This is a genomic window from Streptomyces sp. NBC_00237 (genome assembly GCF_026342435.1).
Taxonomy (GTDB): Bacteria; Actinomycetota; Actinomycetes; order Streptomycetales; family Streptomycetaceae; genus Streptomyces.
On record NZ_JAPEMT010000005.1, the window covers coordinates 472765 to 497795 of the forward strand.

General features: G+C 71.4%; 19 protein-coding genes. 12 read left to right on the top strand and 7 right to left on the bottom strand.

The genetic code is table 11. The annotated features are described in order from the left end of the window. Positions 1 to 14: 14 nt before the first annotated feature. Positions 15 to 1118, bottom strand: coding sequence for a copper resistance D family protein (locus OG897_RS37910; protein ID WP_266664475.1), 1104 nt, complete (start codon positions 1116 to 1118; stop codon positions 15 to 17). 144 nt (positions 1119 to 1262) lie between these two features. On the opposite strand from OG897_RS37910, the gene OG897_RS37915 reads away from it, so the two are divergent. Further along, complete coding sequence (locus OG897_RS37915) at positions 1263 to 2837, top strand: NAD(P)/FAD-dependent oxidoreductase (RefSeq protein ID WP_266664477.1); 1575 nt, start codon at positions 1263 to 1265, stop codon at positions 2835 to 2837. A gap of 58 nt (positions 2838 to 2895) precedes the next feature. Continuing rightward, positions 2896 to 3276 carry a hypothetical protein gene (locus OG897_RS37920; RefSeq protein WP_266664479.1) on the top strand — a complete coding sequence of 127 codons (381 nt, stop codon included), beginning with the start codon at positions 2896 to 2898 and terminating at the stop codon, positions 3274 to 3276. Between the two features lie 40 nt (positions 3277 to 3316). Here the strand turns inward: OG897_RS37920 and OG897_RS37925 are convergent, their stop codons facing one another. Then, positions 3317 to 5131 (bottom strand): serine hydrolase, encoded by a 1815-nt coding sequence (locus OG897_RS37925; protein WP_266664481.1) that lies wholly within the window; start codon positions 5129 to 5131, stop codon positions 3317 to 3319. 118 nt (positions 5132 to 5249) lie between these two features. Between OG897_RS37925 and OG897_RS37930 the strand changes: the two genes are divergently transcribed. Together OG897_RS37930 and OG897_RS37935 are read left to right on the top strand one after the other, a co-directional pair. Continuing rightward, positions 5250 to 6353 carry a nitronate monooxygenase gene (locus OG897_RS37930; protein WP_266664483.1) on the top strand — a complete coding sequence of 368 codons (1104 nt, stop codon included), beginning with the start codon at positions 5250 to 5252 and terminating at the stop codon, positions 6351 to 6353. A 6-nt stretch (positions 6354 to 6359) separates the two neighbouring features. Further along, on the top strand, positions 6360 to 7937 hold the full coding sequence (locus OG897_RS37935) for an acyl-CoA synthetase (protein WP_266664485.1): 1578 nt from the start codon (positions 6360 to 6362) through the stop codon (positions 7935 to 7937). 13 nt (positions 7938 to 7950) lie between these two features. Here the strand turns inward: OG897_RS37935 and OG897_RS37940 are convergent, their stop codons facing one another. Next, the gene (locus OG897_RS37940) at positions 7951 to 10233 is read right to left on the bottom strand and encodes a germacradienol/geosmin synthase (RefSeq protein ID WP_266664487.1); all 2283 of its coding nucleotides are present in this window, start codon (positions 10231 to 10233) and stop codon (positions 7951 to 7953) included. 199 nt (positions 10234 to 10432) lie between these two features. After that, a complete protein-coding gene (locus OG897_RS37945; protein WP_266664489.1) occupies positions 10433 to 12829 on the bottom strand; it encodes a penicillin acylase family protein in 2397 nt (798 codons plus the stop codon). A 161-nt stretch (positions 12830 to 12990) separates the two neighbouring features. Here OG897_RS37945 and OG897_RS37950 point away from each other — a divergent pair, with 161 nt between their 5' ends. Next, a complete protein-coding gene (locus OG897_RS37950; protein ID WP_266664491.1) occupies positions 12991 to 14535 on the top strand; it encodes a fatty acyl-CoA synthetase in 1545 nt (514 codons plus the stop codon). Positions 14536 to 14565: 30 nt separating this feature from the next. Here OG897_RS37950 and paaK read toward each other — a convergent pair whose 3' ends face one another. Then, positions 14566 to 15852, bottom strand: coding sequence for a phenylacetate--CoA ligase PaaK (gene paaK, locus OG897_RS37955; RefSeq protein WP_266664493.1), 1287 nt, complete (start codon positions 15850 to 15852; stop codon positions 14566 to 14568). A 258-nt stretch (positions 15853 to 16110) separates the two neighbouring features. On the opposite strand from paaK, the gene OG897_RS37960 reads away from it, so the two are divergent. The 4 genes from OG897_RS37960 (at position 16111) to OG897_RS37975 (ending at position 19953) form a co-directional block, all read left to right on the top strand. Beyond that, on the top strand, positions 16111 to 16575 hold the full coding sequence (locus OG897_RS37960) for a hypothetical protein (protein ID WP_266664495.1): 465 nt from the start codon (positions 16111 to 16113) through the stop codon (positions 16573 to 16575). A 325-nt stretch (positions 16576 to 16900) separates the two neighbouring features. Then, complete coding sequence (locus OG897_RS37965; RefSeq protein ID WP_266664497.1) at positions 16901 to 18430, top strand: alpha/beta fold hydrolase; 1530 nt, start codon at positions 16901 to 16903, stop codon at positions 18428 to 18430. A gap of 92 nt (positions 18431 to 18522) precedes the next feature. After that, complete coding sequence (locus OG897_RS37970) at positions 18523 to 18897, top strand: hypothetical protein (RefSeq protein ID WP_266664499.1); 375 nt, start codon at positions 18523 to 18525, stop codon at positions 18895 to 18897. A gap of 114 nt (positions 18898 to 19011) precedes the next feature. Continuing rightward, the gene (locus OG897_RS37975; RefSeq protein WP_266664501.1) at positions 19012 to 19953 is read left to right on the top strand and encodes a ketopantoate reductase family protein; all 942 of its coding nucleotides are present in this window, start codon (positions 19012 to 19014) and stop codon (positions 19951 to 19953) included. A gap of 23 nt (positions 19954 to 19976) precedes the next feature. On the opposite strand, the gene OG897_RS37980 is transcribed toward OG897_RS37975, so the two are convergent. Next, positions 19977 to 20480 carry a DUF4232 domain-containing protein gene (locus tag OG897_RS37980; protein ID WP_266664503.1) on the bottom strand — a complete coding sequence of 168 codons (504 nt, stop codon included), beginning with the start codon at positions 20478 to 20480 and terminating at the stop codon, positions 19977 to 19979. Positions 20481 to 20592: 112 nt separating this feature from the next. On the opposite strand from OG897_RS37980, the gene OG897_RS37985 reads away from it, so the two are divergent. Next, positions 20593 to 21033, top strand: coding sequence for an SRPBCC family protein (locus OG897_RS37985; protein ID WP_266664505.1), 441 nt, complete (start codon positions 20593 to 20595; stop codon positions 21031 to 21033). Positions 21034 to 21094: 61 nt separating this feature from the next. On the opposite strand, the gene OG897_RS37990 is transcribed toward OG897_RS37985, so the two are convergent. Beyond that, entirely contained in the window at positions 21095 to 22711 is a 1617-nt protein-coding gene (locus tag OG897_RS37990) for an acyl-CoA synthetase (RefSeq protein WP_266664507.1), read from the bottom strand. Positions 22712 to 22887: 176 nt separating this feature from the next. On the opposite strand from OG897_RS37990, the gene OG897_RS37995 reads away from it, so the two are divergent. Both OG897_RS37995 and OG897_RS38000 read left to right on the top strand, forming a co-directional pair. Next, the gene (locus OG897_RS37995; protein WP_266664509.1) at positions 22888 to 23742 is read left to right on the top strand and encodes a crotonase/enoyl-CoA hydratase family protein; all 855 of its coding nucleotides are present in this window, start codon (positions 22888 to 22890) and stop codon (positions 23740 to 23742) included. Positions 23743 to 24088: 346 nt separating this feature from the next. Then, positions 24089 to 25030 carry a Zn-ribbon domain-containing OB-fold protein gene (locus tag OG897_RS38000; protein WP_266664511.1) on the top strand — a complete coding sequence of 314 codons (942 nt, stop codon included), beginning with the start codon at positions 24089 to 24091 and terminating at the stop codon, positions 25028 to 25030. Position 25031: the final 1 nt, after the last annotated feature.

The following is a 25031-nucleotide window of genomic DNA, read 5'->3' on the forward strand; positions in this document are numbered from 1 at the left end:
GGGGCGGGAAATCCTCACCACGTCGGTGTCGGGACGACCGTCAGGAGTGCTGAGACGGCCACCACACCCACCAGGACGACCACTTCGGCCCGTGCTGCCTTCGCCGCTCCGTCCGGATCCACCCGGCCGTGGGCCGAGGGCTTGCGGTGCAGGCGGGAGCGGGCCACCAGGGCCAGTACGCTCACCAGCGTGAAGAGGGCGAGTTTGACGATCAGGGTGCGCCCGTACGCCGTGGTGAGGATGTTCTCCAGCGGCAGTCGGCGGAGCGTGCTGAAGGTGCCCGTCACCGCCAGTGCCACGTAGAGGAAGGCCGCCATGCGGGCGTACCGGCCGAGGAGCCTGCGGCCCGCCCCCGGTTCGCCGTCCGGCTGCGCGCGCCACAGGTGCATCGCGCGCAGTGCGTACACCAGGCCGCCCGTCCACAGGGCGGAGGCCGTCAGGTGGATCGTCGTGAGCGCGATGCCGATCTCGGGGGTGTCCTGCTCCGGGTGCGCCCGCACCGCCTCGGAGAAGATGACCACCGCCAGCGGGAGGAGCGCCCACACCGGCTTCTTGAACAGCCAGGCGCATCCGGCCGCCGCCAGGAACGCGTTCGCCTGGAGGAGCAGCATGCCGCCCGGCTCGGTCGCGTACGTCTCGGTGAAGGTCATTCCGCTGTAGTCGGCCATCTGGACGATCTGGCCGAACGAAGCCGCCGCCCCGGCCAGTGACAGCGCGATCCCCCACATGGGTGGCCGGACCTCCGGAGCACCCGCCACCGTGCGCGCCAGGCGGTGACCGACGATCTCGCCCGTGTGGAGGAAGAGCGCGGCCAGGAAGACCGAGCGCAGCAAGGTCGTGGTCCCGGCCCCGGGTATGTACAGCTCGCCCGTGTTGCGGGACACGATGCCCGTGCCGAGGAGCGCGACGACGATCAGCACCGCGACCGCCGCCGCCGGGGTGGCGAACGTCCGTGCGCGCTGCCGCCAGTCCGTGGGCGCGTCCGCGGGTGCGCCGGAGGGCCCGTCCTCGGGTGCCGAGGCGCGCGGTGCGGACGGGGGCACGGCCGGGAAGCGGCCGTCGCGTACGTCCAGGCGCGGGTCGTCGTGGGTCGGGGTGAGAGGCTCCGGGTAGGTCACCTCCTGATTTTCCCTATGCGGACGAGGTGGCACAAAGCGACCCCCCTCCCGGCCGTCTTCGTCCGGTCTGTACTCCTGCCGCTCCACGGCCATTCCTGTCACCGCCCCCTGTCGTACCTGTGACGCACCGCATAGGGTCCGGCCATGCCTACGTCCCTGTCCCGGCCGGTGCCCCCGCCGCTGCGCTCCTCGTACGACGTCGTGATCGTCGGTGGCGGCCACAACGGTCTCGTCGCCGCCGCCTACCTCGCCCGCGCCGGTCGCTCGGTGCTCCTGCTGGAGCGCCTCGACGCCACCGGCGGCGCCGCCGTGTCCGCCCGCCCGTTTCCCGGCGCGGACGTCCGGCTCTCGCGCTACTCGTATCTCGTGTCTCTCCTCCCCGAGGCCATTGTGCGCGACCTCGGACTCTCGTTCGACGTACGGAAGCGGACAATCTCCTCGTACACCCCCAAGGGAGACGGCGGTCTGCTGGTCGGCGGTTCCCGTACGCGGGCCTCGTTCGCGGAACTCACCGGGGGAGACGCGGAGTTCCGGGCCTGGGAGGAGTTCTACGGCAGGCTGCGGGGCGTCGCCGAGCGGGTCTTCCCGACCTTCACCGAGCCGCTGCCGACCCGGGACGCCCTGCGTCGGCGCATCGACGATCCGGTGGCCTGGCGGATGCTCTTCGAGGAGCCGATCGGCGTCGCCGTGGAGCAGAACTTCGGGCACGACCTGGTGCGGGGAGTGGTGCTGACGGACGCGCTGATCGGGACGTTCGCCGATGCGCACGACACCTCACTCGTCCAGAACCGCTGTTTTCTCTACCACGTGGTCGGCAACGGAACCGGCGACTGGGACGTACCCGTCGGCGGCATGGGCGCCCTCACCGACGCCCTCGCCCGGGCCGCCCGCGCCGCCGGCGCCACCCTCGTCACCGGGCACGACGTGACCCGCGTCGAGACCGACGGGGTCCGGGCGGAGGTTGCGTACCGTACGGGCGAGGGGGCGAGCGGACGTGTCGGCGCGCGCCACGTGCTGGTCAACGCGGCTCCGCACCACCTCGGCGCGCTGCTCGGCGAGGGGCCCGCCCCGTTCGCGCCGCCCCCGGAGGGCGCCCAGTTCAAGGTCAACATGCTGCTGACGCGGCTGCCGAAGCTCCGGGACCCCTCCGTCGACCCGCGCGACGCGTTCTCCGGGACCTTCCACATCGGGGAGGGGTACGAGGCGCTGGGCGAGGCGTACGCGCAGGCGGCCGCCGGGCGGCTGCCGAGCGCCCCGCCCTCGGAGGTCTACTGCCACTCGCTGACCGACCCGTCGATCCTCGGCCAGGACCTGGCCGGAAGCGGACACCACACCCTCACCCTCTTCGGCCTGCACACCCCGGCACGCCTCTTCGCCGCCGACAACGACGCCACCCGCGCCGAACTCCTGCGGACCACCCTGGCCCAGCTCGACGCCCACCTCGCCGAACCGATCGCCGACTGCCTGGCACGGGACGCCGACGGCAACCCCTGCATCGAGGCCAAGACCCCGCTCGACCTCGAACGCGAACTGCGCATGCCGGGCGGCCACATCTTCCACGGCGACCTCGCCTTCCCGTACGCGGCCGGTCCTGGCGACCGGTGGGGCGTGGCCACCGCACACCCCAACGTGCTGGTCTGCGGCGCGGGTTCCGTACGCGGGGGCGGCGTCAGCGGCATCGGCGGGCACAACGCGGCGATGGCGGTGCTGGGGCGGTAGGCGGGCGGGCCGCGCACGACCCGGGACACACACCGAGGTTCCGGGGCAGTATGGCCGCATGTCGAAACTCGGGAAGCGCCGCGGTCGTACGTCCGTCAACTCGACCTTCTCGCTCTACTCCCAGGATTCCCTGCTGTCGATCGGCTCCGCTGGCTCGGTGCTGTCCGTCGGCTCGGTCGGCTCCGTGCTGTCCGTGGGTTCGGTCGGTTCCGTGCTGTCGGCGGGGTCGATCGGCTCGGCACTGTCCAGGGTGTCCATCGGGTCGGTGATGAGCACCGGGTCGTTCCTGTCCGCGCAGTCCGCCTGGTCGATGTTCTCCGTGCGGTCCCGGTACAGCCTGCGGGCGATCGGCGGCGACGGGCCGGGGCCCGCCGCAGGGGCCGCGGCTGCGGCGGCGGCAGGAGCTGCCGTGCTGCTGCTCCTGCGCCGCCGCCGCTGAGCGGCCGGGGGTCCCCGGACCCCCGGCCCCGCCGCGAGGTTCAGTCCCGGGACTCCGTCCAGCCCCGCGCCTCGATGCGGGCCGCGTCCTGGGGCCGGGTCTCGTCGAACACCGTCCGGTGCCCGTCCTCGACGCGCAGGCCGTCGACGTACACCCCGCGTCCGACGTACCGCAGGTCGGTCGTGTACCGCCAGCGCAGCGCGACACTCGTGCCCTCGTACGGTGCGAGGTCCGCGCCCGCCCGGTGCCAGACCCGGCCCGACCACCCGGTGACCGCCCCGCCGGGGTGCGGCTCGGGCCGCTCCCCCTTCCGTACGGTCGTGAACGGGACGGGCCGCCAGGTCGCCCCCGCGTCCGCCGAGACCTCCAGGGCGAGCGTGTCCGCGGTGGGTTCCGTGTCCCACCACAGGTCGCAGCGGAACAGCCCCCGGTGCGAGCCGAGCCGCAGCGGTGGCAGGGCGAGCGTCGCCGTCGTCGCGGAGGCCATGCCGGAGAACCAGGCCCTGCGGCCGCGCTCCGGACGCACCGCGACCGCGCGGGCCATCGCGTCGGCGGTCGCCACCCGGGGCGCGGAACCGGAACGCCAACTGCGCACCGGGTGGACGGAGTTGCCGAGGAGGATGAGGAAGGAGTCGGTCGTCGGGTCGAGGACGAGGCTGGTGCCCGTGAAGCCGGTGTGGCCCGCCGTGCGCGGAGTGGCCATCGCGCCCATGTACCAGTGCTGGTAGAGCTCGAATCCGAGCCCGTGTTCGTCGCCGGGGAAGGCGGTGTTGAAGTCCGTGAACATCAGGTCCACGGACTCCGGCTCCAGGATGCGGGCGCGGCCGTAGACGCCGCCGTTGAGGAGGGTGCGGGCGAGGATCGCGAGGTCCCAGGCGGTGGAGAAGACTCCGGCGTGCCCGGCGACGCCGTCGAAGCTGAACGCGTTCTCGTCGTGCACCTCGCCCCAGACCAGCCCTCGGTCGATGCCCGACCACGGCTTGCGGGCGTCCTCGGTGGCGGCGACCTTCGGTTTCCAGGAGGCGGGCGGGTTGAAACGAGTGCGGTGCATCCCGAGCGGAGCAGTGATCTCGTCGTGGAGCAGGGCATCCAAAGGGCGAGCGGTGATCTTTTCGAGGACGAGCTGGAGAGAGATGAGGTTGAGGTCCGAGTACAGATACGCCGTGCCGGGCGGGCTGGCCGGAGCCTCCGCCCACAGCATCTTCAGCTTCCCCTCCCGGGTCGGCTGCGAGTACAGCGCGATCCACGCCCGGAACCCGGAGGTGTGCGTCAGCAGCTGCCGTACGGTGATGTCGCCCTTGCCCGCCCCGCCGAACTCCGGCAGGTACGAGGCGACCTTCGCCTCCAGCTCCAGCGCGCCCCGCTCGATCTGCTGCACCGCCAGCATCGATGTGAACAGCTTGGACACCGACGCCAGGTCGAAGACGGTGTCCCGGGCCATCGGAATCTGCTGCTCCGGCGGGAACTCCACCGCCGTGTCCGTCTTCTCGTCGTACGCCGCGTAGCGCACGGCCGTCCCGAGGGGTTCGTGCAGCGCGACCGTGCCGCCGCGCCCGGCCAGCACCACCGCGCCCGCGTACCAGGGGTGCTTGGGGGACGGGCCCAGGAACCGCTTCGCCTCGCCGACCACCCGTTCCAGGTGCTCGGGCAGCAGCCCGGCACGCGCCGCCGACCCGTACCGCAGCGTCGGACGGTGCCGTCCCGTGCCGCTCTTCTCGCCGTCCGCCGCCCCGGCTGCGGGAATCGGGCCCAGCACCAGCGCACCTCCCAGTGCCACGGCCCCACCCGCGAAGCGCCTGCGCCCCATGCCTCGGTGACTGCCACTGTCGTCTCTGTGCGCATCATCCTCAGTCATGGCCACCAGCAGGCCAAAGCACACCGCCCGTGTCAACGGTCGCCACAGCACCCGAGAATCTGACGCAGCATCAGAAAAGCTCTTCCGCTCTTCGCCCTCCTGCGGCATCCTGCCGCCCATGAAGACGGAGCTGAGCCAGAAACTGGGAGTCGAGCACGCCCTCTTCGGCTTCACGCCGTTCCCCGCCGTGGCGGCGGCCCTCACCCGGGCGGGCGGATTCGGCGTGCTGGGCGCGGTCCGCTACTCCGCCCCCGAGGACCTCGCCCGCGACCTCGACTGGCTGGAGGCGCACACCGAGGGCAAGCCGTACGGCCTGGACGTGGTCATGCCCGCCAAGAAGGTCGAGGGCGTCACCGAGGCCGAGGTGGAGGCGATGATCCCCGAGGGGCACCGCGCGTACGTGCGCGACATCCTCGCCCGGCACGGCGTCCCCGAACTCGCCGACGGGGAAGCCTCCGGGTGGCGCATCACCGGCTGGATGGAGCAGGTCGCCCGCAACCAGCTCGACGTCGCCTTCGACTACCCGATCAAGCTCCTCGCCAACGCCCTCGGCTCACCGCCCGCCGACGTCGTCGCCCGCGCCCACTCCCACGACGTCCTCGTCGCCGCCCTCGCCGGAAGCCCCCAGCACGCACGTCGGCACGCGGAAGCCGGGATCGACGTCATCGTCGCGCAGGGCTACGAGGCGGGCGGCCACACCGGCGAGATCGCCACCATGGTCCTGGTCCCCGAAGTGGTCGACGCCGTAGGGGAGTTGCCGGTACTCGCCGCCGGAGGTATCGGTACGGGCGAGCAGATCGCCGCCGCGTTCGCCCTCGGCGCGCAGGGCGCCTGGCTCGGCTCGCTCTGGCTCACCACCGAAGAGGCCGACCTGCACTCCCGCGCCCTCACCGCGAAACTCCTCGCCGCGGGCTCCGGCGACACGGTCCGCTCCCGCGCCCTCACCGGAAAACCCGCCCGCCAGCTCCGTACCGCCTGGACCGACGCCTGGGACGACCCGAACGGTCCCGGCGCCCTCCCGATGCCGCTCCAGGGCCTCCTGGTCGCCGACGCCAACTCCCGCATCCAACGCCACGAAGTCGAACCCCTCCTCGGTACCCCGGTCGGCCAGATCGTCGGCCGCATGAACTCCGAACGCAGCGTCCAGGCCGTCTTCGACGACCTCACCCGGGGCTTCGAGAAGGCCGTCACCCGCATCAACCGCATCGCCGGAAGGGGCTGAGCGCGCATGACCAAGGCCGAGACCGAGACCGCCCCGGACCCGGAGCGACCCCCGAACGGCTTCTGGGCCCAGGCCGCCGCCGACCCCGACCGCACCGTCCTCACCGACCCCGAAGGCGCCCACTGGACCGCCTCACAACTCCACGCCAACGCCAACCAGTTGGTCCACGGCCTGCGCGCGGCCGGCCTGTCGCGCGGCGACTCCTTCGCCGTCGTCCTCCCCAACGGCGTCGCCTTCCTCACCGCCTACCTCGCCGCCTCCCAGGCGGGCCTCTACCTCGTCCCCGTCAACCACCACCTCACCGGACCGGAGATCGCCTGGATCGTCTCCGACTCCGCCGCCAAGGTCCTGATCGCCCACGAACGCTTCGGCGACACCGCCACGGCCGCCGCGGACGCGGCGAACCTCCCCGCGTCCCACCGCTACGCCGTCGGCGACATCCCGGGCTTCACCCCGTACCCCCAACTCCTCGCCGGTCAAACGCAGTCACCCCCCGCCGACCGCACCCTCGGCTGGGTCATGAACTACACGTCCGGTACGACCGGCCGCCCGCGCGGCATCCGCCGCCCGCTCTCCGGCAAGCTTCCCGAGGAGTCCTACCTCGGCGGCTTCCTGGGCATCTTCGGCATCAGGCCCTTCGACGGGAACGTGCACCTCGTCTGCTCACCGCTCTACCACACGGCGGTCCTCCAGTTCGCGGGCGCGGCCCTGCACATCGGCCACCCTCTCGTCCTCATGGACAAGTGGACCCCGCAGGAAATGCTCCGCCTCATCGACACCCACCGCTGCACGCACACCCACATGGTCCCCACCCAGTTCCACCGCCTCCTCGCGCTCCCGGAGGAGACCAGGCGCTCGTACGACGTCACGTCCATGCGGCACGCGATCCACGGGGCCGCGCCCTGCCCGGAGCACGTGAAGCGGGCGATGATCGACTGGTGGGGGAACTGCGTCGAGGAGTACTACGCGGCGAGCGAGGGCGGCGGTGCTTTCGCCACGGCGGAGGACTGGCTGAAGAAGCCGGGCACGGTCGGGAAGGCATGGCCGATCAGTGAACTGGCCGTCTTCGACGACGATGCGCGCCGCCTTCCGCCCGGCGAACTCGGCACCGTCTACATGAAGATGAACACGGGCGGCTTCAGCTACCACAAGGACGAGGCGAAGACGCGGAAGAACCGGATCGGGGACTTCTTCACGGTCGGTGACCTGGGCGTGCTGGACGAGGACGGCTACCTCTTCCTCCGCGACCGCAAGATCGACATGATCATCTCCGGGGGCGTGAACATCTACCCCGCCGAGATCGAGGCGGTCCTCCTCTCCCACCCGGCGGTGGCGGACGCGGCGGTGTTCGGGATTCCGCACGCGGAGTGGGGTGAGGAGGTCAAGGCGGTGGTGGAGGCGGCCGAGGGGCACGCACCCTCGGACGCCCTGGCCTCGGCGGTCCTCGACCACTGCGCGGGGCAACTCGCGGCGTTCAAGCGCCCGAAGACGCTCGACTTCATCGCGTCGATGCCCCGCGACCCGAACGGCAAGCTCTACAAGCGTCGCTTGCGGGAGCCGTACTGGGACGGGCGGAACCTCTAGGGGTCCGGGGAGCTCAGACCACACCCACTCCCCGGCCCGCCCACAGCTCTCCGACGCGTGCCGCCGACGTGCCGATTCCCGTCGGTGCCAGCCAGCCCGGCCGGGACTCGGCGGGCGGCGCGTGCAACGGGGACTCAGCGGGCTCCGCGTGCAGCCGCACCAGATCCTCCGCCCGGTACCGACGGCACCCCTCGTGCCAGGTCATGATCCCCGACAGCCAGTTCTTCAGCTCCTCCGCGTAGTGCATCAGCACCCCCCGCGCCGCCTCGTCCAGCCCGAACTCCTCGCACAGCTCCGGGATCTCCCCGCTCAGCACGTGCTGGAACTCCGCCATCCGCGCCTTCATCAGATCGACGACCACGTCCCGCGCCTGCTCGATGCCGCACTGGAGGAAGTGCTGCACCACCAGCACCCCGTTGTGCAGCTCGCCCTCGTACTCGATCTCCTTCTGGTACGAGAAGACGTCGTTCAACAACGCCGCGTAGTCCATCGCCGCGCGTTCCATCGTCAGGAACGGCCGCGAGCGGTAGATCTCCGGCGGCAGCGTGTTCCCGTGGGAGAGCCGCGACAGGCTCATCGTCAGGTCGGAGCCGAAGGTGAAGCGGCGCATCTCGAAGTAGTCGACCGGGTCGGGCACCCGGTCCTGCGCCTGGTTGGCCAGTTCCCACAGCCAGCTCGCCGTCATGTCCTCGACGGCCTTGCGGAACTTCTTCCGGGCGTCCACCGCCATCGGCCGTGCCGTCCGCTGCCACAGATCGGCGAGCCCCCGCTCCAGCGGAGTCACCGGCACCGGCACCGGCTCGCTCTCCACGGGCATGAACAGCGACAGCCGGTCGTTGGCCGCCTTCGCCCCGGCCAGGTCCAGCGTCCGCCCGTACAGCAGCGGGAAGAGGTCGTCGCCGTATGTCCCCCAGGCCAGCCACCCGGAGGTGACGTCCAGCTCGGCGAGCGTGGCGTCCGGGTGGATTCCGGCGGAGCACAGCGGCAGGTCGTACGCCCGGATCTTCTCCTCGTTCCAGACCCCCGAACCCGGCAGCCCCGGCACCTCGTCCAGGATGCCCATGGCCCGCGCCCAGACCACCACGTTCTCCCGCGAGGCGTCGAGGTACGGGCTCAGCCGGGTCGCGTACGGCATGCCCAGATCCGGGATCTCCAGATGTCCGACCTTCTCGAAGCGGTGCACCGCCACGTTCTTCAGCCGGGCCGGAACGCCCACGGACAGCGAGCTCAGCAACTGGGCGGCGGCCGTGCCCAGTCCGGTCGGCCCGCCCAGCGCGTACGACGCCGGGCCGTGCGCGTCGTCGCCCGCGCCGTTCATGTACCGGCTGGAACGCATGTGCCACTCGTGGCCGCCGGCCTGCCAGTCCTGGAGGCCCTTGACGTACGCCAGCACGTCCAGCCGCTCCTGCGGCCCGACGCCGAACTCCGTGAAGAGCGGCTCCAGTTCGGTGAGGAAGGTCGTCTCGAACTGCTGGAGCCGCGAGGTCAGCAGATCGTTGACGCGCTCCGCCGCCTCCTGCGTCGGGCAGTCGAGGAAGGTCTCCATCACCAGGACCCCGTTGGACAGTTCACCCTCGTCGAGGATCTCCCGCTCGTACGAGAAGAGGTCGTTGCGCAGGTGCACCCCGTCCGAGAACGCGTCGCGCAGCACGCACATCGGCCGCGAGGCGGCGATCGCGTCGGGAACCTCGGCGTTCGCCACGTACTCGACGAGCCCCGCCGACCACGGGGCGCCGCCCACCTTGCGGCGCATCTCGATGTACTCGATGGGGTTGGAGATCCGCCCCTCGCTGATGTTCATCAGCTCCCACATCGACTCTTCGAGGAGGTGCTCGGTGGCGACCGCGAACCTGCGCCGCCACGCCTCGGTCATCGACGGGCAGGTCCGCCGCCACAGGTCGGCGAGCCCCGCCTCCACCGCGTTCGTCGGCTCGGGCACCGCCGCGCCCGCCTCCACCGGCATGAACATCGGCAGCCGGTCCAGATACGCCTTCGCGCCCACCATGTCGGGGTGGCGCTTGTACAGCTCCACGAAGTGGTCGTCGAAGAAGAACACCCACACGTACCAGTCGGTGACCAGCGCCAACTGCTCGGCCGTGCAGTCGGGATGGGTGTACGCGCACAGCAGCGCGTAGTCGTGGCTGTCGAAGTCGTGCTCGTCCCAGATGTCCGAGCCCTCGATCATGACCATCTCGCGGGCCCACGCCTTGGAGTGTGCGCGAGCATGCTCCAGATGCGGATTCAGCCGGGCCGGATACGGCATGTAGAACTCTGGCAGTGTGAAGGGCTGAGGCATGGTTCGGGTGATCGCCTTCCCGGTTCGACAGCGGTTCTCGACGGTGGTCGCAGCATCGATCCGGCGCACTGGGCGCCGATCCGCCTCACGCTAGGCAGGTGGGCGGCCCGTACGGCACCGGCCCCGGGCGATCACCACCGAAGTAGTGAATCTGCGCCCGGGGCCGGTTAATGATCTTGTTATCGGTGAAGGAGGCCGCTCACCGCTCCCTCGCCCACACCACCCTGAGCTTCGGCGAGGTCAGCACGTCCCCCTCGCAGAACCTCGACTCCACCCACTTCTCGCCCGCGTACAGCTCCGTCTGGTCGCGGTAGTGCGGCGAGTCCGGATTCGAGGACTGGCTGTACGTCAGCAGGGTCTTCGCCACCGGGCACGGTCCGCCGTTCCAGCCGACCGCCTGGAGGTAGCTCGACCCGGTGGTCACCTCGGTGTAGCCCCCGCCCGCCGCGTTCCACACGGGCTCGACCTTGTTCCACACGCCCAGCGACTCGGTCCCGCCGTGGACGGGGATGCGCTTGCCGTTGCGTACGACGAACTGGTTCTGACCCAGCGGCGCGTCCAGCGCGATCCCCGCCGCCTGCAATTCGGCCACCGCGCCCTTCAGGGCCGAGGCGAACCCGGGGGCCGCCGTGTTGAGCCCGCGCGGCGTGCGCACCGGATCCGCCGCGGCGAACGGCGTCCTCCACCGCGTCTCCCCCGGCACGGACGACACCAGCGCCCGCCAGAACCGGTCGAAGAGCAGCGCCCCCCGGCTCCCGGTGTCCATCTTCCGGTCCCACCGCTGCAACACCGCGCACGCGGCGCCGAGTTGGAGCTCCTCGCAGCCCTTCACGACCTCGTCCACCGTCAGGTCCGCAGCCGGAACCCGGTTGGCGAACTGCTGCCTCTGGAGGTCGGCGACCGTCAGCCGACCCTTCTTCGCCATCGCCGCCACGTCCTCGACCGCGCCGCGCGTACGCATCGAGCGCTGCGTGCCGAGGGTGCCGAAGACCCGCTCGTACCCGGTGATCGGCCGGTCGGCGTTGGTCAGCCAAGCGCTGTCGTTGGAGTTCTCGGCGTACGGCGCGTTCTTCAGCGTCGGCATCTTCGAAGGCCCGAAGATCCCCGGCTCGACGGCGTCCTCGTCACGACCCAGCGCGCAGTCCGTCCGCGCACCGTCCAGGACCGCCAGCCCCGCCGAGGGATACGTGACCCTGCCGAGCGGCGTCGAGCACCGCTGCGCCAGGTCGTCCGTGATGCGCGGCAGCACCTGCGACTGCGTGAAGAGCGAACCGCCCGAGGAGTCGGAGGCGATCGTGTTCACCCACGGCAGCCCCTGCGTCCGGCGCAGCGCGTCCTCGACACCCGCCACGTCCCGCGCCTTGCCGAACCCGAGCGCGGTGTCCCCGGCGCGCAGGTTCGTCGCGTTGGGGTCGTTCAGCGCGTACGCCGTCGTGGCCGTCCAGGGCAGCGGAAGCTGCGCGCCGAGCCCGGTGACGACGGGCCCGTACCGGGTCCACCACTGGGTGCGGGTCACCGGCTCGCCGTCCTTGACCGGCACGGTCACGGTCCGCTTCGTCATCGCCTCCCGCTTGCCGTCCACGACGTACACCGTCGGGTCGTCGGGGGCGAGTGTGAGCTGATGGAGGTTCATGGTGGTGCCGGTGGCGACCGTGTGGCTCCAGGCGATCCGCGAGGTGTGCCCGATCGACATCGTCGTCGAACCGACCAACGACCCGCCCATGACGTTGAGTTCACCCGGAATGGTCTGCTGCGACTGCCAGAACCGCCGCCCGCCCGACCACGGGTAGTGCGGATTGCCGAGCAGCAGCCCCCGCCCGTTCGCCGTCGTCCTCCCGCTGAACGCGACGGCGTTGGACCCCATCGCCGCGTCCGAGGTGTCGAAGAACTTCCGCGCGGCCTCACCCGGGTCCACCGGCGTCGCGCCGCCACGGGACTGCGCACCTGCACGCGGAGCCGCCGCGCCCGGCGGCTTCGCGGCGGTGATCCCGTCGACGCCCCGCCCCTGCCCGCCCAGCACGGAGAACGCGTAGTTCAGATGCTGTACGTCCGTCAGCGACACCGGCCGCACCCACGGGGCGCCCTTGCACGTCGGATCGCTCACCCGGTGCTGCTTCAGCCAGGCGTTGTACCCGGCCGTCCAGCCCCGCATCAGCTCCCTGACCTGCTTGCCGGGACCCACGGGTGCGGGCCGCGCCATCAGCTTTTCGACGGTACCGGCCTCCCGGACGCCCTGGAAGAACAAGTCGCTCGCCAGGTTCGTCGACGCCGACGACAGCGAGCCGTCCGGTTTCCCGTCCGCACCGAAGAACCGCGAGCGCTCTCCCCGTACGGTCGCGAAGCCCTCGGCCAGGGTGCACGTCTGGTCGGTGGCCTGCGCCCAGCCGTTGCCGAAGCCGAGGTTGGCGTAGTCCTTGGCGAGGATGTGTGGAATGCCGTATTCGGTGTACCGGATGAGGGCGGAGAGCCCGCCGCCCGAGGGGCGGCGCTCCTGGCCCCGGCCGTCGGCCGAAGCCGTTGGCGACAGTGCGGTGGCCGCGGTGAGCAGGGCGACCGCGGCGACGGTGAGGGATCTCGTACGGGTCCGGAGGGACAACGTGCCTCCCAACAAGGCGTCGCAACAGAGGAGTTGCGAGAGTCGGCCGTGACATGTGGTGCCACTCAGTCATTACCGGTCGGTACCTGTCAACATCCCGGACGGTATGTCGCTGCTTCGATTCTCTTGATTTGGCGCGCACGGCACCGCAGGATCACGCCATGACGACACCAGGGACCCCCGGCCTCCCTTCCAGCCTTCCGTCCGGCCTTCCCTCCGGCCTCCTCGACGGCACTGTCGACGGCGTGCTGCGCGCCACCGCCCGCCGCACCCCCGACCGCCTCGCCCTGCACTACCGGGACCGTTCCTGGACGTACGCCGAACTCGACGCGGCCGTCAGCACCGCCGCCGCCCACCTGCGCACCGACCGCCGCCTCGACGAGGGCGACCGGGTCGCCACGTACGGCCACAACTCGGACGCGTACCTGATCACCTACCTGGCCTGCGCCCGCGCCGGACTCATCCACGTCCCGGTCAACCAGAACCTCACCGGCGACGACCTGACGTACATCCTGGGCCAGTCCGGCAGCTCCCTCGTGCTGGCCGACCCGGACCTCGCCGACCGCGTCCCCGGGGGTTTCGCGGTCCTTCCGCTGCGCGACGCGCCCGACTCGCTCCTGGAGGTGCTGACGACCCCGGTCCCGTACGCGTCGGACCACGACCCGCTCGCCCCCGTGCAGCTCCTCTACACCTCGGGCACCACCGCCGACCCCAAGGGCGCGATCATGACGCACCGCGCCCTGGTGCACGAGTACGCCAGCGCCATCGAGGCGTTGGACCTCACCGAGGCCGACCGCCCCGTCCACGCCCTGCCGCTCTACCACTCGGCCCAGATGCACGTCTTCCTCCTCCCCTACCTCGCGGTCGGCGCGGAGAACACCCTCCTGGACGGGCCCGCGGCGGGCGCGCTCTTCGACCTGGTCGAGGCGGGCCGCGCGGACAGCTTCTTCGCCCCGCCCACGGTGTGGATCTCGATCGCCAACCACCCCGATTTCGGGACCCGTTCGCTGGAAGGGCTCCGCAAAGCCTTCTACGGGGCTTCGATCATGCCGGTCCCGGTCCTGGAGCGGCTCCGCGCCCGCCTCCCCGCCCTGGCCTTCTACAACTGCTTCGGCCAGAGCGAGATCGGCCCGCTCGCCACCGTGCTGCGCCCCGAGGAGCACGAGGGCCGGATGGACTCGTGCGGCCGTCCCGTACGGCACGTCGAGGCGCGCGTCGTCGACGAGAAGGGCACGGAGGTCCCGGACGGCACGGCGGGCGAGATCGCCTACCGTTCACCCCAACTCTGCCTCGGCTACTGGGGCATGGACGACAGCGGCCTCTTCACGGACGGCTGGTTCCGCTCGGGCGACCTGGCGGTGCGCGACGCCGAGGGCTACTTCACGATCGTCGACCGGGTGAAGGACGTCATCAACTCCGGGGGAGTGCTGGTCGCCTCCCGCCAGGTCGAGGACGCCCTCTACACGCACCCGTCGGTCGCCGAGGCGGCGGTGATCGGGCTGCCGGACGAGCGCTGGATCGAGGCGGTCACGGCCGTCGTCGTACCGCGCGACACCGACCTGACGGAGAATCAACTCCTGGCCTACGCGCGCGAGAAGCTCGCCCACTTCAAGGCGCCGAAGCGCATCGTGTTCGTGGACGAGCTGCCGCGCAACGCGAGCGGGAAGATCCTCAAGCGGGAACTCCGGGACAGGTTCTCCACGTAGCGGGAGGGGCGGAAGGGACTCGCCCTGCGGCTACTTGGGCCGCTGGTCCACGATCCGCTTGAACTTGCCCACCGACCGCTCCAGCGTCTCAGGACTCACCACCTCGACGCGGGCGGACACCCCGATGCCGTCCTTGATCGCCGCCGCGACCGCCTGCGCGGCGGCCTCCCGCTCCGTACCGCTCGCGTCCGCCCGCGCCTCGGCCCGTACGGTCAGACAGTCCATCCGGCCCTCCCGGGTCAGCAGCAGCTGGAAGTGCGGGGCCAGCGCGGGGGTGCGCAGCACGATCTCCTCGACCTGCGTGGGAAAGAGATTCACCCCGCGCACGATCACCAGATCGTCGCTGCGCCCGGTGATCTTCTCCATCCGCCGGAACGTGCGCGCCGTGCCCGGCAGGAGCCGGGTCAGGTCCCTGGTCCGGTAACGGATCACCGGCATGGCCTCCTTGGTCAGCGAGGTGAAGACGAGCTCCCCCTCCGACCCCTCCGGCAGCACCTCCCCGGTGATCGGATCGACGACCTCCGGATAGAAGTGGTCCTCCCAGATGTGCAGCCCGTCCTTGGTCTCCACGCACTCCTGTGCCACCCCGGGCCCGATGACCTCGGAGAGTCCGTATATGTCGACCGCGTCGATCGCGAACCGCTCCTCGATCTCCCGGCGCATCTCCTGCGTCCAGGGCTCCGCCCCGAAGATGCCGACCTTGAGGGAGGTGGACCGGGGATCGACGCCCTGCCGCTCGAACTCGTCGAGCAGGGTGAGCATGTACGACGGGGTCAGCATGATGATCTCGGGCTCGAAGTCCTGGATCAGCTGCACCTGACGGGCCGTCATCCCACCGGACGCCGGGATGACGGTGCAGCCGAGCCGCTCCGCCCCGTAATGCGCCCCGAGCCCGCCCGTGAACAGGCCGTACCCGTACGCCACATGGACCTTGTGGCCGGGCCGCCCCCCGGCGGCCCGGATGGAGCGGGCCACCATGTCGGCCCACATCGACAGGTCGTTCTCGGTGTACCCGACGACGGTCGGGCGGCCCGTGGTGCCGCTGGAGGCGTGCAGACGGCGGATCTCGTCCTGCGGTACGGCGAACATCCCGAAGGGGTAGTTCTCGCGCAGGTCGGCCTTGGTGGTGAACGGGAACCGCGCGAGGTCGGCGAGCGAACGGCAGTCCTCCGGTTTCAGCCCCGCCGTCTCGAAGGCCGCCCGATAGTGCGGCACGTTCGCGTAAGCGTGCCGCAGGGTGCTCCGCAACCGCTCCAGCTGGAGGACTTCGAGCTCCTCACGGCCGAGCCGTTCCGTCGCGTCGAGCAGCGCCTTCATGGATCACTCTCCCGTTCCTCGCGCACGTTCCCGGCGCCCGTTCGCCACGCCCATTCCTCGCCAAAATGGACTACCGATCATTCGGTCGTGGTGCGTACGGGGCCAGTAATTCAGGGCGGGAGGGCTTCTGGCAAGAGGTCGTACGGGGCGGAACGACGGACTTCCGGGTGTCCCGCCCGCACCGGCGATGCAAAACACCCCAAACTGGAGGGTATCGGTTGAACGAGGAAGAACCGGATCGAAGGCAAGGACCCCGAAATGCAGCAGTCCGTGACGCAGCGTCGACTCCGCAGAACCGCAGTGGCCGTGCTGATGGGGGTGGCGGGGGCGGCCGTTCTGGCCGCCTGCGGCGACGACAAACCCGTCCCCGCCGTCACGACGACGGTCACCGCCCCCGGGCCGACCGTCACGGTGACGGCCACCCCGCCGCCGCCCGCACCCGTCCCGACCGCGACGGCCGCCCCGACCGGGCAGCCCCAGAGCGCGGCGAAGCCCGACGTCGTCCTGACCGGCGACCCGGACGCGGCGTCCAAGGAACTGGACCGGCTGAAGGCGACCGGCTGGTGGAACCCCGACAAGATCGAGTACGCGGACGACCCGGTGACGGCGCTCCAGCAGTTCGACAAGTGGCTGGGCAAGGGCTACATCGCCCCGGGCGGAGCCTGGACTCCTGCCGGAGTGGCCGCGGTAGAAGCCGCAAACGAGGGCGGCCCGGAGCTGTAGTGCCCGCAGGGGCGCGGGGCCGTACCGATGTGCGGTTCCGCCGCGCGGGCGCGCCCCGGCACGACGCTCCCGCACGTAATGGGACCAGCCGCGTGGCGAGCGCTTGAGGGAAGGGGCGCGGGGCTGTACCGATGTGCGGCCTGAACCCCATCCCACCACCGGCGATCGGGGGAACACCGCACACACGACGCACCGGGGCCTCGCCGCAGACGGCCTGCGCAGGACGGCGCCCCGGTCGCGTGCCCGCGCTACAGCGGACCGGCCCCCGCCCCCCACCCCAACCCCCGGCACGCACCCGCCCCATCCACCTGTTTGGATGGCCCCCATGCCGACCTTCACCGCCCCCGACGGAACCCACCTCGCCTACCACCTCACAGGCACCGGCGAACCCCTCCTCTGCCTCCCCGGCGGAGCGATGCGCGCCTCGGAGTACCTCGGGGACCTCGGCGGCCTCTCCGCCCACCGCCAGCTCGTCCTCCTCGACCTGCGTGGCACCGGAGCCTCCGGCACCCCCGCCGACGAGGACTCCTACCGCTGCGCCCGCCAGGTCGCCGACGTCGAGGCCCTCCGCGTCCACCTGGGTCTGGACCGCGTCGACGTCCTGGCCCACTCCGCAGGCGGCAACCTCGGCATCCTCTACGCCGCCGCCCACCCCGACCGTGTGCGCAGCCTCGCCCTGATCACCCCGACCGCCTGGGAGGCGGGCGTCCTGATCGCGCCGGAGGACCGCCTCGCCGCCGCCCGACTGCGCGCGGGGGAGACCTGGTTCACCGAGGCGTACGCGGCGTACGAGGCACGGCTCGCCGGGCAGGGGACCGAGGTGTCCGTCGACCCGTTCTTCTACGGCCGCTGGGACGACGCGGCCCGCGCCCACGCCGCAGCGGACGCCGACCAGCGCAACCCGGCCGCCGCCGCCCGTTACATCGACCCGCAGCACGTCGACGGGCCCGCCGTGCGCAAGGCGCTGGCCGCGCTCGAAGCGCCCGTGCTGGTGCTGGCGGGAGAACTCGACGGAGCCCCCGACCCGGTCAAGGCGGCGGAGATCGCGGCCCTGTTCCGGCACGGCGAGGTCGCCGTACAGGCAGGGGGAGGGCACTTCCCGTGGCTCGACGACCCGCGCGGCTTCGTCCGTACGGTCGCCGCCTTCCTCGACCCCGCCGTGCACGGCGTGCGGCTGGCCGGGGGGAACCGGATCGCCTACCGCGTGTGGGGCGACCCGGCCGCCCCGCCCGTCGTCCTGCTGCACGGCCGCAGCATGAACAGCGCCGACTGGACCGGCATCGCCGAGGACCTGTCCGCCACCCGCCGGGTGTACGCCCTGGACACGCGAGGGCACGGCCTCAGCGACTGGCCCGGCGACTACGCGTACCCCCGACTCGCGCTGGACGTGGGCGAGGTCATGGACGCCCTGGGCCTCGACCGGATCGACCTCGTGGGGCATTCCATGGGTGGCGCCATCGCGCTCCAGGTCGCCCAGGCCCGACCGGAGCAGATCGCCAGGCTGGTGCTGGAGGACGCACTGCCGCCGTTCCCGATCGTCCCCCCTCGGCCCGCCGAACCGCGCCCTCCGCAGGAGGAGACCGACGCCCTCGCCTTCGACTGGGACGTCGTCCCGGCGACCGACGAAGGGGCCAACCACCCCGACCCGGAATGGGAGGCGGGGCTGGCGAAGATCACCGCGCCGGTGCTGGTGATCTGGGGCGGCGAGGCGAGCTTCCTGCCCGGTGCGGGCCAGCGGGAACTGGCCGAACTGATCCCGGGCGCCCGCAGGGTGACGATCCCGGTGGGTCACCTGATCCACCGGAACGATCCGACGGGATTCCTGGCGGAACTGCGGGGCTTCGGTATTTACTGATCTCGGAGAGCTGCTGCTGACGATCCGTCTATCAGGATGTTTCTGGCCGCACGTCCGAAGAACCCTTCCCCACCCCTCACCGGAGGCCCGAGTTGACCGCGAACGACCGATCCGCCCGTCTGCTCGTCGGCCTGCTCGCCGGGGCGGGCGCCGCCCATGTCGTGGTGCCGAAGCTGTTCGACGCCATGGTTCCGGAGTTCCTGCCGGGCGAGCAGCGCACCTGGACGCACGCGAGCGGCGTCGCCGAACTGCTGCTCGCCGCCGCGATCGCCGTACCGCAGACGCGGAGGGCGGGCGGGCTGGCCGCCGCCGGGTTCTTCGCGGCGATCCTGCCCGCGCACCTGAAGATGGCCCGCGACTGGCGCGACAAGCCGACGGCCCTCCGGGCAGGGGCGTACGCGCGGATTCCGCTCCAGGTGCCGTTGGTGATGTGGGCGGCGAAGGTGGGCCGCGACGCGGCCCGTTGACGGCGCTGGGGTCACGGATGGGGGCTATGCCCCTCGCCCCCTGCACGGGCTTCGCCCGCGCGTCCTCGAACGCCGGACGGGCCGAATTTTCTCCCGCCCCAAGAGAAGGCCCCCATGCGAATCTTGATCATCGGCGCCGGTGCCACCGGCGGCTACTTCGGTGCCCGCCTCGTCCAAGCCGGACACGACGTCACCTTCCTCGTCCGCCCCCACCGCGCCGACACCCTCCGTCGGCGCGGCCTCCGCCTCACCGGCCTCGGTGAGCCCGACGAGCACGTGACCCCGCAGTTCACCACCGCCGCCGAACTCGCCGCCGCGCCCGACCCGGCCCCGTACGACCTGATCCTCCTCACGGTGAAGGCCACCGCCCTCACCCCCGCGATCGAGGACTTCGCGCCCGCCGTCGGCCAGGACACCGTGATCCTGCCCGTCCTCAACGGCCTCGCCCACCTCGATCCGCTCGCCGCCCGCTTCGGCGCGCACCGGGTCTGGGGCGGTGTCGCGAAGATCATCACCACCCTCAACGACGACGGCGACATCGTCCGCCTCGCCCCTTTCGCGACTCTGGACTTCGGGCCTTTCGACGGCAGCGACCCCGCTCGGGCCGAGCGGACGGCCGCGCTGCTCGACGCCGTACCCGGAATCGAGGCGAAGGCGTCCACGGACACGCTCGGCGACATGTGGGCCAAGTGGTCCTTCATCGTGACGGTGAGCACCGTGAACATCCTCGGCCGGGGCAGCGTCGGCGAGGTCGTCGCCGCACCGGGCGGCGATGCCCTCGGCCCCGCCGCCCTGGCCGAAGCGGCAGCCGTGGCCGCCGCTTCGGGGCACGAGCTGCCCCAGGACGTACGGGACCTGGTGTCGGGGATGGCGACCGAGACCGGCTCCCCGCTCACGACCTCCCTCTTCCGGGACATGACGGCGGGCCTGCCCTCCGAGGCCGAGCACCTCTTCGGCGACCTCGTGGCACGGGCCCGCGCCCTCGGCGTGGCCACTCCGCTCCTCGACCTGGCCACCCTGCAACTCCGTGTACAAGAAGCCAGGTTGACGAAGTAAGGGGGCGGAAGTCGACAGTCGCGTCAGGGGGCCTTCGGCTGCCACAGGGAGGTCACCGGGTCGTAGACCCTGACCCCCTTCGGCAGGCCGAGCGACGCGGCCGTGATCCGCACCCCGCGGTGCGCCGGATCCGCCGCCACCCCGATGTCCCGTACGAGGCGCACATCGCCGGGCGTCGGCGGCGCGAGCACGGTGCGCACCGAGGCGTACGCGCTCGCGCCCGCCGCCACCCGGTACGGGGCACTGCCGACCGGGGGATTCGGGCGGGCCGACCCGTCCAGGCCCCCGAAGGTGACGGTCGGGATGCGGTCGACGGTGCAGGCGTGCTTGCCCTTGTTGGTGAAGCGGACGGTGAGGACGTCGGGGGTCGGGGCGGCAGCCGCCCCGACCGTCAGGTTCCGCTCCGCGCAGCGCGGCAGCGGACCGCCGCCCGTCGGCAGTACGCAGGCGGTGGCGGTGGCGGAAGCGGCGAGCAGGACTGCGGCGGCGAGCGCGCCGACCGTGGTGAAACGCTGGTGCGTGTACATGGCTCCATGCTGCGGCCGGGACCCCCGCAACCGGGAGAACGCCACCGGCTGTGTGACGGGTCCGTGACACTCCGACAGGCCCACGCCGCGTTGAGTGCGTACCGTTTGTTCCGTGGCCCTCTTCCGCATCGCACACCGCACGCCCCTCGCCCCGGACGAAGCCTGGCGCAGGCTCACCGCCTGGGAACGGCACGCCGCCCAGGTCCCCTTCACCCACATGGTCTTCGGCACCGACCCGCCGACCCGGCAGGGCACCCGGTTCGTGGCCCGTACCCGGATCGGAAGGATCGGATTCGACGACCCCATGGAAGTCGTCGAGTGGCGGCCGCCGGAGCACTGCCGACTGGAGAAGAGCGGCCGGGCGGTGACGGGGTGGGCCGAGATCGACGTACGGCCCGTACCGGACGGCGGCCCGGGCGCGTACGTGATCTGGACGGAGGATCTGCGGCTGCGCGGGCTGCCCCGGATGTGCGACCCGCTGCTGGCGGCGGCGGGCCGGGTGGTCTTCGGGCGGGCGATGCGTGCGCTGCTGCGGGAACCGAAGGGGCGGTGAGGTCCGCGCGGCCGTGAGCCGAGGCCCCTTCCGCCCGGCCGCTGACCCTTCCGTCCGGCCGTTACCTCTCCCGTGCGGCCTCCGCCTTTGCCCAGCGGTAGTCCGCCTTGCCGCTCGGCGAGCGGTGTATCCGGTCGGTGATCACCAGCTTCCGGGGGATCTTGTAGCCCGCGAGCCGGGTGCGGCAGTGTTCCTGAATGGCTGTCAGGTCGGGAACGGCGGCGTCTGCGCGGAGTTGGACGACGGCTGCGACCCGGTTGCCCCACTTCGGGTCTGGAACCCCGGCGACCAGCGCGTCGTACACGTCCGGATGGGCCTTCAGGGCCTGCTCGACCTCCTCCGGGTAGACCTTCTCGCCGCCGGTGTTGATGCACTGCGAGCCGCGTCCGAGGACGGTGACGATGCCGTCGCCGTCGACGGTGGCCATGTCGCCGAGCAGCACCCAGCGCTGCCCTTCGCGCTGGAAGAAGGTCTCCGCGGTCTTCTTCGGGTCGTTGTAGTAGCCGAGCGGGACGTGTCCGCACTGGGCGAGCCTGCCGATCTCGCCCACGCCCACGGGTTCGTACGTCGCCGGGTCGACGACCTTCGTGCGCTCGTTGACCTCCAGCCGGAACCCCTTCTCCGGGCCGGAGTCGTCCGTGGCCTTCCCGTTCGAACCGGACTCCGACGAACCGAAGTTGTTGAGCAGCGTCACGTTCGGCACGAGCTCCTGGAACTGGGCGCGCACCGTGTCCGACATGATCGCCCCGGAGGACGAGACGCTGAAGAGCGAGGAGAGGTCCGTGCCCTTCAGCGGGCCGTGCAGGGCGTCGATCAGGGGGCGGAGCATCGCGTCGCCGACCAGTGACACGCTCGACACCCGCTCCTTCTCGATGGTCCGCAGCACCTCCTCCGGTACGTACTTGCGGTGGATGACCACCCGCTGCCCGTAGTGGAAGGCGATGAACGACGTCAGCGTCGAGGTGCCGTGCATCAGCGGGGGAGTGGGGAAGAAGGCGAGACCGGCACCACCGGCCGCGACCTTCTCGGCCAGCTCCTCGGGCCGCCTCACCGGACTGCCCGTCGGGTCCCCGCCGAACAACCCAGCGAAGAACAGGTCTTCCTGACGCCACATCACCCCCTTCGGCATGCCCGTCGTGCCACCCGTGTAGATGATGAAGAGGTCGTCGGCGGAACGGTCGGGGAAGCCCCTTCCCGCTGACCCGGAAGCCTCGGCGTCCACGAACTCCACGCAGTCGACGGCCGGGGCGTCGGCGGGCCGCCCGCCCACCCGGACCAGATGGCGCAGCTTCCCGGTGCGCGGCAGGGCGGCTGCCACCCGCTCGGTGAACTCGGTGTCGAAGACCAGCGCGGCGAGGTCCGCGTCGCGATAGAGGTAGACCAACTCCTCTTCCACATAACGGTAATTGACGTTGACCGGTACGAGACGCGCCTTCAGGCAGGCCAGCACCGTCTGGAGGTACTCGACGCCGTTGTAGAGGTGCAGCCCCAGGTGTTCGCCCGGCTTCAGCCCCGCGTGGATGAGGTGGTGCGCGACGCGATTGGCGGCCGAGTCGAGTTCGGCGTAGGTGAGGCGGCGCTCCGCGCCCGTACCGGGATGGTCGACGTACACGAGCGCCTCGCGGTCGGGGACCACGTCGACGACCGACTCGAACAGGTCGGCAAGGTTGTACTCCACCGTTCCTCCTGAACCCCGGTTGTGCACAGGCGAGTTGATGTGTCGGCCATCACAGCAAAGGGTGCTTCAAGTGGGAAGGGTGTACGCCGAAGAAATCTGACTGACTGTCAGAAAACTCTTGAAGTGGCGGGGGCTCTCCTGCAACCTGTTCCAGGTCTGACGACGGGAGGACGGTCATGTCCGATACGGAATCGGGTGCGAGGTCGGGTGCGAGGGGTGCGGAGCCGGGCACGGAACACCTCGCCGTACGGCGCGAGGGCGCCACGCTCGTGCTCACCCTGAACAGGCCCGAGGCGAAGAACGCGTTGTCGTTGCCGATGCTGGTCGGGCTGTACGACGGCTGGCTCGCGGCGGACGCGGACGACTCCGTGCGGTCGGTCGTCCTCACGGGGGCGGGCGGCTGCTTCTGCGCCGGGATGGACCTCAAGGCGCTGGCCGGAACGCGGGGGATGGGCGGAGAGGGCGACACGTACCGCGCACGGATGAAGGCCGACCCCGACCTGCACTGGAAGGCGATGCTGCGCCACCACCGGCCGCGCAAGCCGGTGATCGCGGCGGTCGAGGGCCACTGCGTGGCGGGCGGCACCGAGATCCTCCAGGGGACGGACATCCGGGTCGCGGGAGCCTCCGCGACCTTCGGCCTCTTCGAAGTGCGCCGCGGCCTCTTCCCGATCGGCGGCTCGACGGTGCGGCTGCCACGGCAGATCGCGCGGACGCACGCGTTGGAGATGCTGCTGACGGGGCGGCCGTACGGGGCGCAGGAGGCGGCCAGGATCGGGCTGATCGGGCGGGTCGTTCCGGACGGGACGGCGCTGGAGTGCGCGCTGGAGATCGCCGAACAGGTCAACGCCTGCGGGCCGTTGGCGGTGGAGGCGGTGAAGGCGTCGGTCTACGAGACGGCGGAGATGAGCGAGGGGGAGGGGCTGGCGGCGGAGCTCAAGAAGGGGTGGCCGATTTTCGACACGGAGGACGCGAAGGAGGGGGCGAGGGCTTTCGCGGAGGGTCGGGGGGCGGTGTTCCGGCGGCGGTAGGGGGCGGGCCACCTGGCGCCCCCGGCCGCCCGGAGCGGCCAACCACGCAGCCCGGCCCGAACCCGAACGCGGGCCCGAGGCTGAACCGGAATTCGGGCCCGAGGTCGGTCCCGAATCCGAGCCAATACCCGGACCCGAGTCTGAAACCGGACCGAACCCGAACCGGAGGTCGGGCCGAACCCGAGGCCGGTCTTGAATCCGAGCCAAGGCCCGAGCCCGAGCCAAGGCCCGAGCCCGAGCCCGAACCCGAAGCCGGGCCCCGCCCGAGGCCGGGCTGAACCCGCACCCGAGCCCGGGCCTGAACCCGGGCCGCGATCCGAATCCGCACCCCGAGATCGGAGATCACATGCCCGCCCTCAAAGCCCCCCTCACCGTCGAGTTCCCCTTCACCCGCTCCCTCGGTCCCGTCCAGTCCGCCTTCCTCACCGGCCTGCGCCACCGCACCCTTCTCGGCGTCAGGACCACCTCGGGCGAGGTGCTCGTCCCGCCCACCGAGTACGACCCCGTCACCGCCGAAGAGCTCCGCGACCTCGTCGAAGTCGCCCCCACCGGCACCGTCACCACCTGGGCCTGGAACCCCTCCCCCCGCCCCTTCCAGCCCCTGGCGACCCCCTTCGCCTGGGTCCTCGTCAAGCTCGACGGCGCCGACACCGCCCTCCTGCACGTCCTCGACGCCCCCGGCCCCGACCACCTCCGCACCGGCATGCGCGTCCGTGTCCGCTGGGCCGAGGAACGTACCGGCGCCATCACCGACATCGCCTGCTTCGAGCCGCACGAAAGCACCAACAAGCACGAAGTGAGCGTGCACAGAGGTGAGTTCGAGGACATGACCACCCTCCTCACCGCCCCCGCCCGCCTCGACTACACCTACACCCCGGGCCGCGCCCCCACCGACTACCTCACCGCCCTCGCCGACCACCGCATCGTCGGCGAACGCTGCCCCTCCTGCCAGAAGGTGTACGTCCCGCCCCGGGGGGCCTGCCCCACCTGCGGCATCGCCACCGCCGAACAGGTCGAGGTCGGCCCCAGCGGCACCGTCACCACCTTCTGCATCGTCAACATCAAGGCGAAGAACCTCGACATCGACGTCCCGTACGTCTACGCGCACATCGCCCTCGACGGGGCCGACCTCGCCCTGCACGGCCGCATCGCGGGCATCCCGTACGACGAGGTCCGGATGGGCCTGCGGGTCGAACCGGTGTGGACGGACGGCGCCCGCTACCCCGACCACTACCGGCCCACCGGCGAGCCCGACGCCGACTACGACGCGTACAAGGAGCTGATCTGAG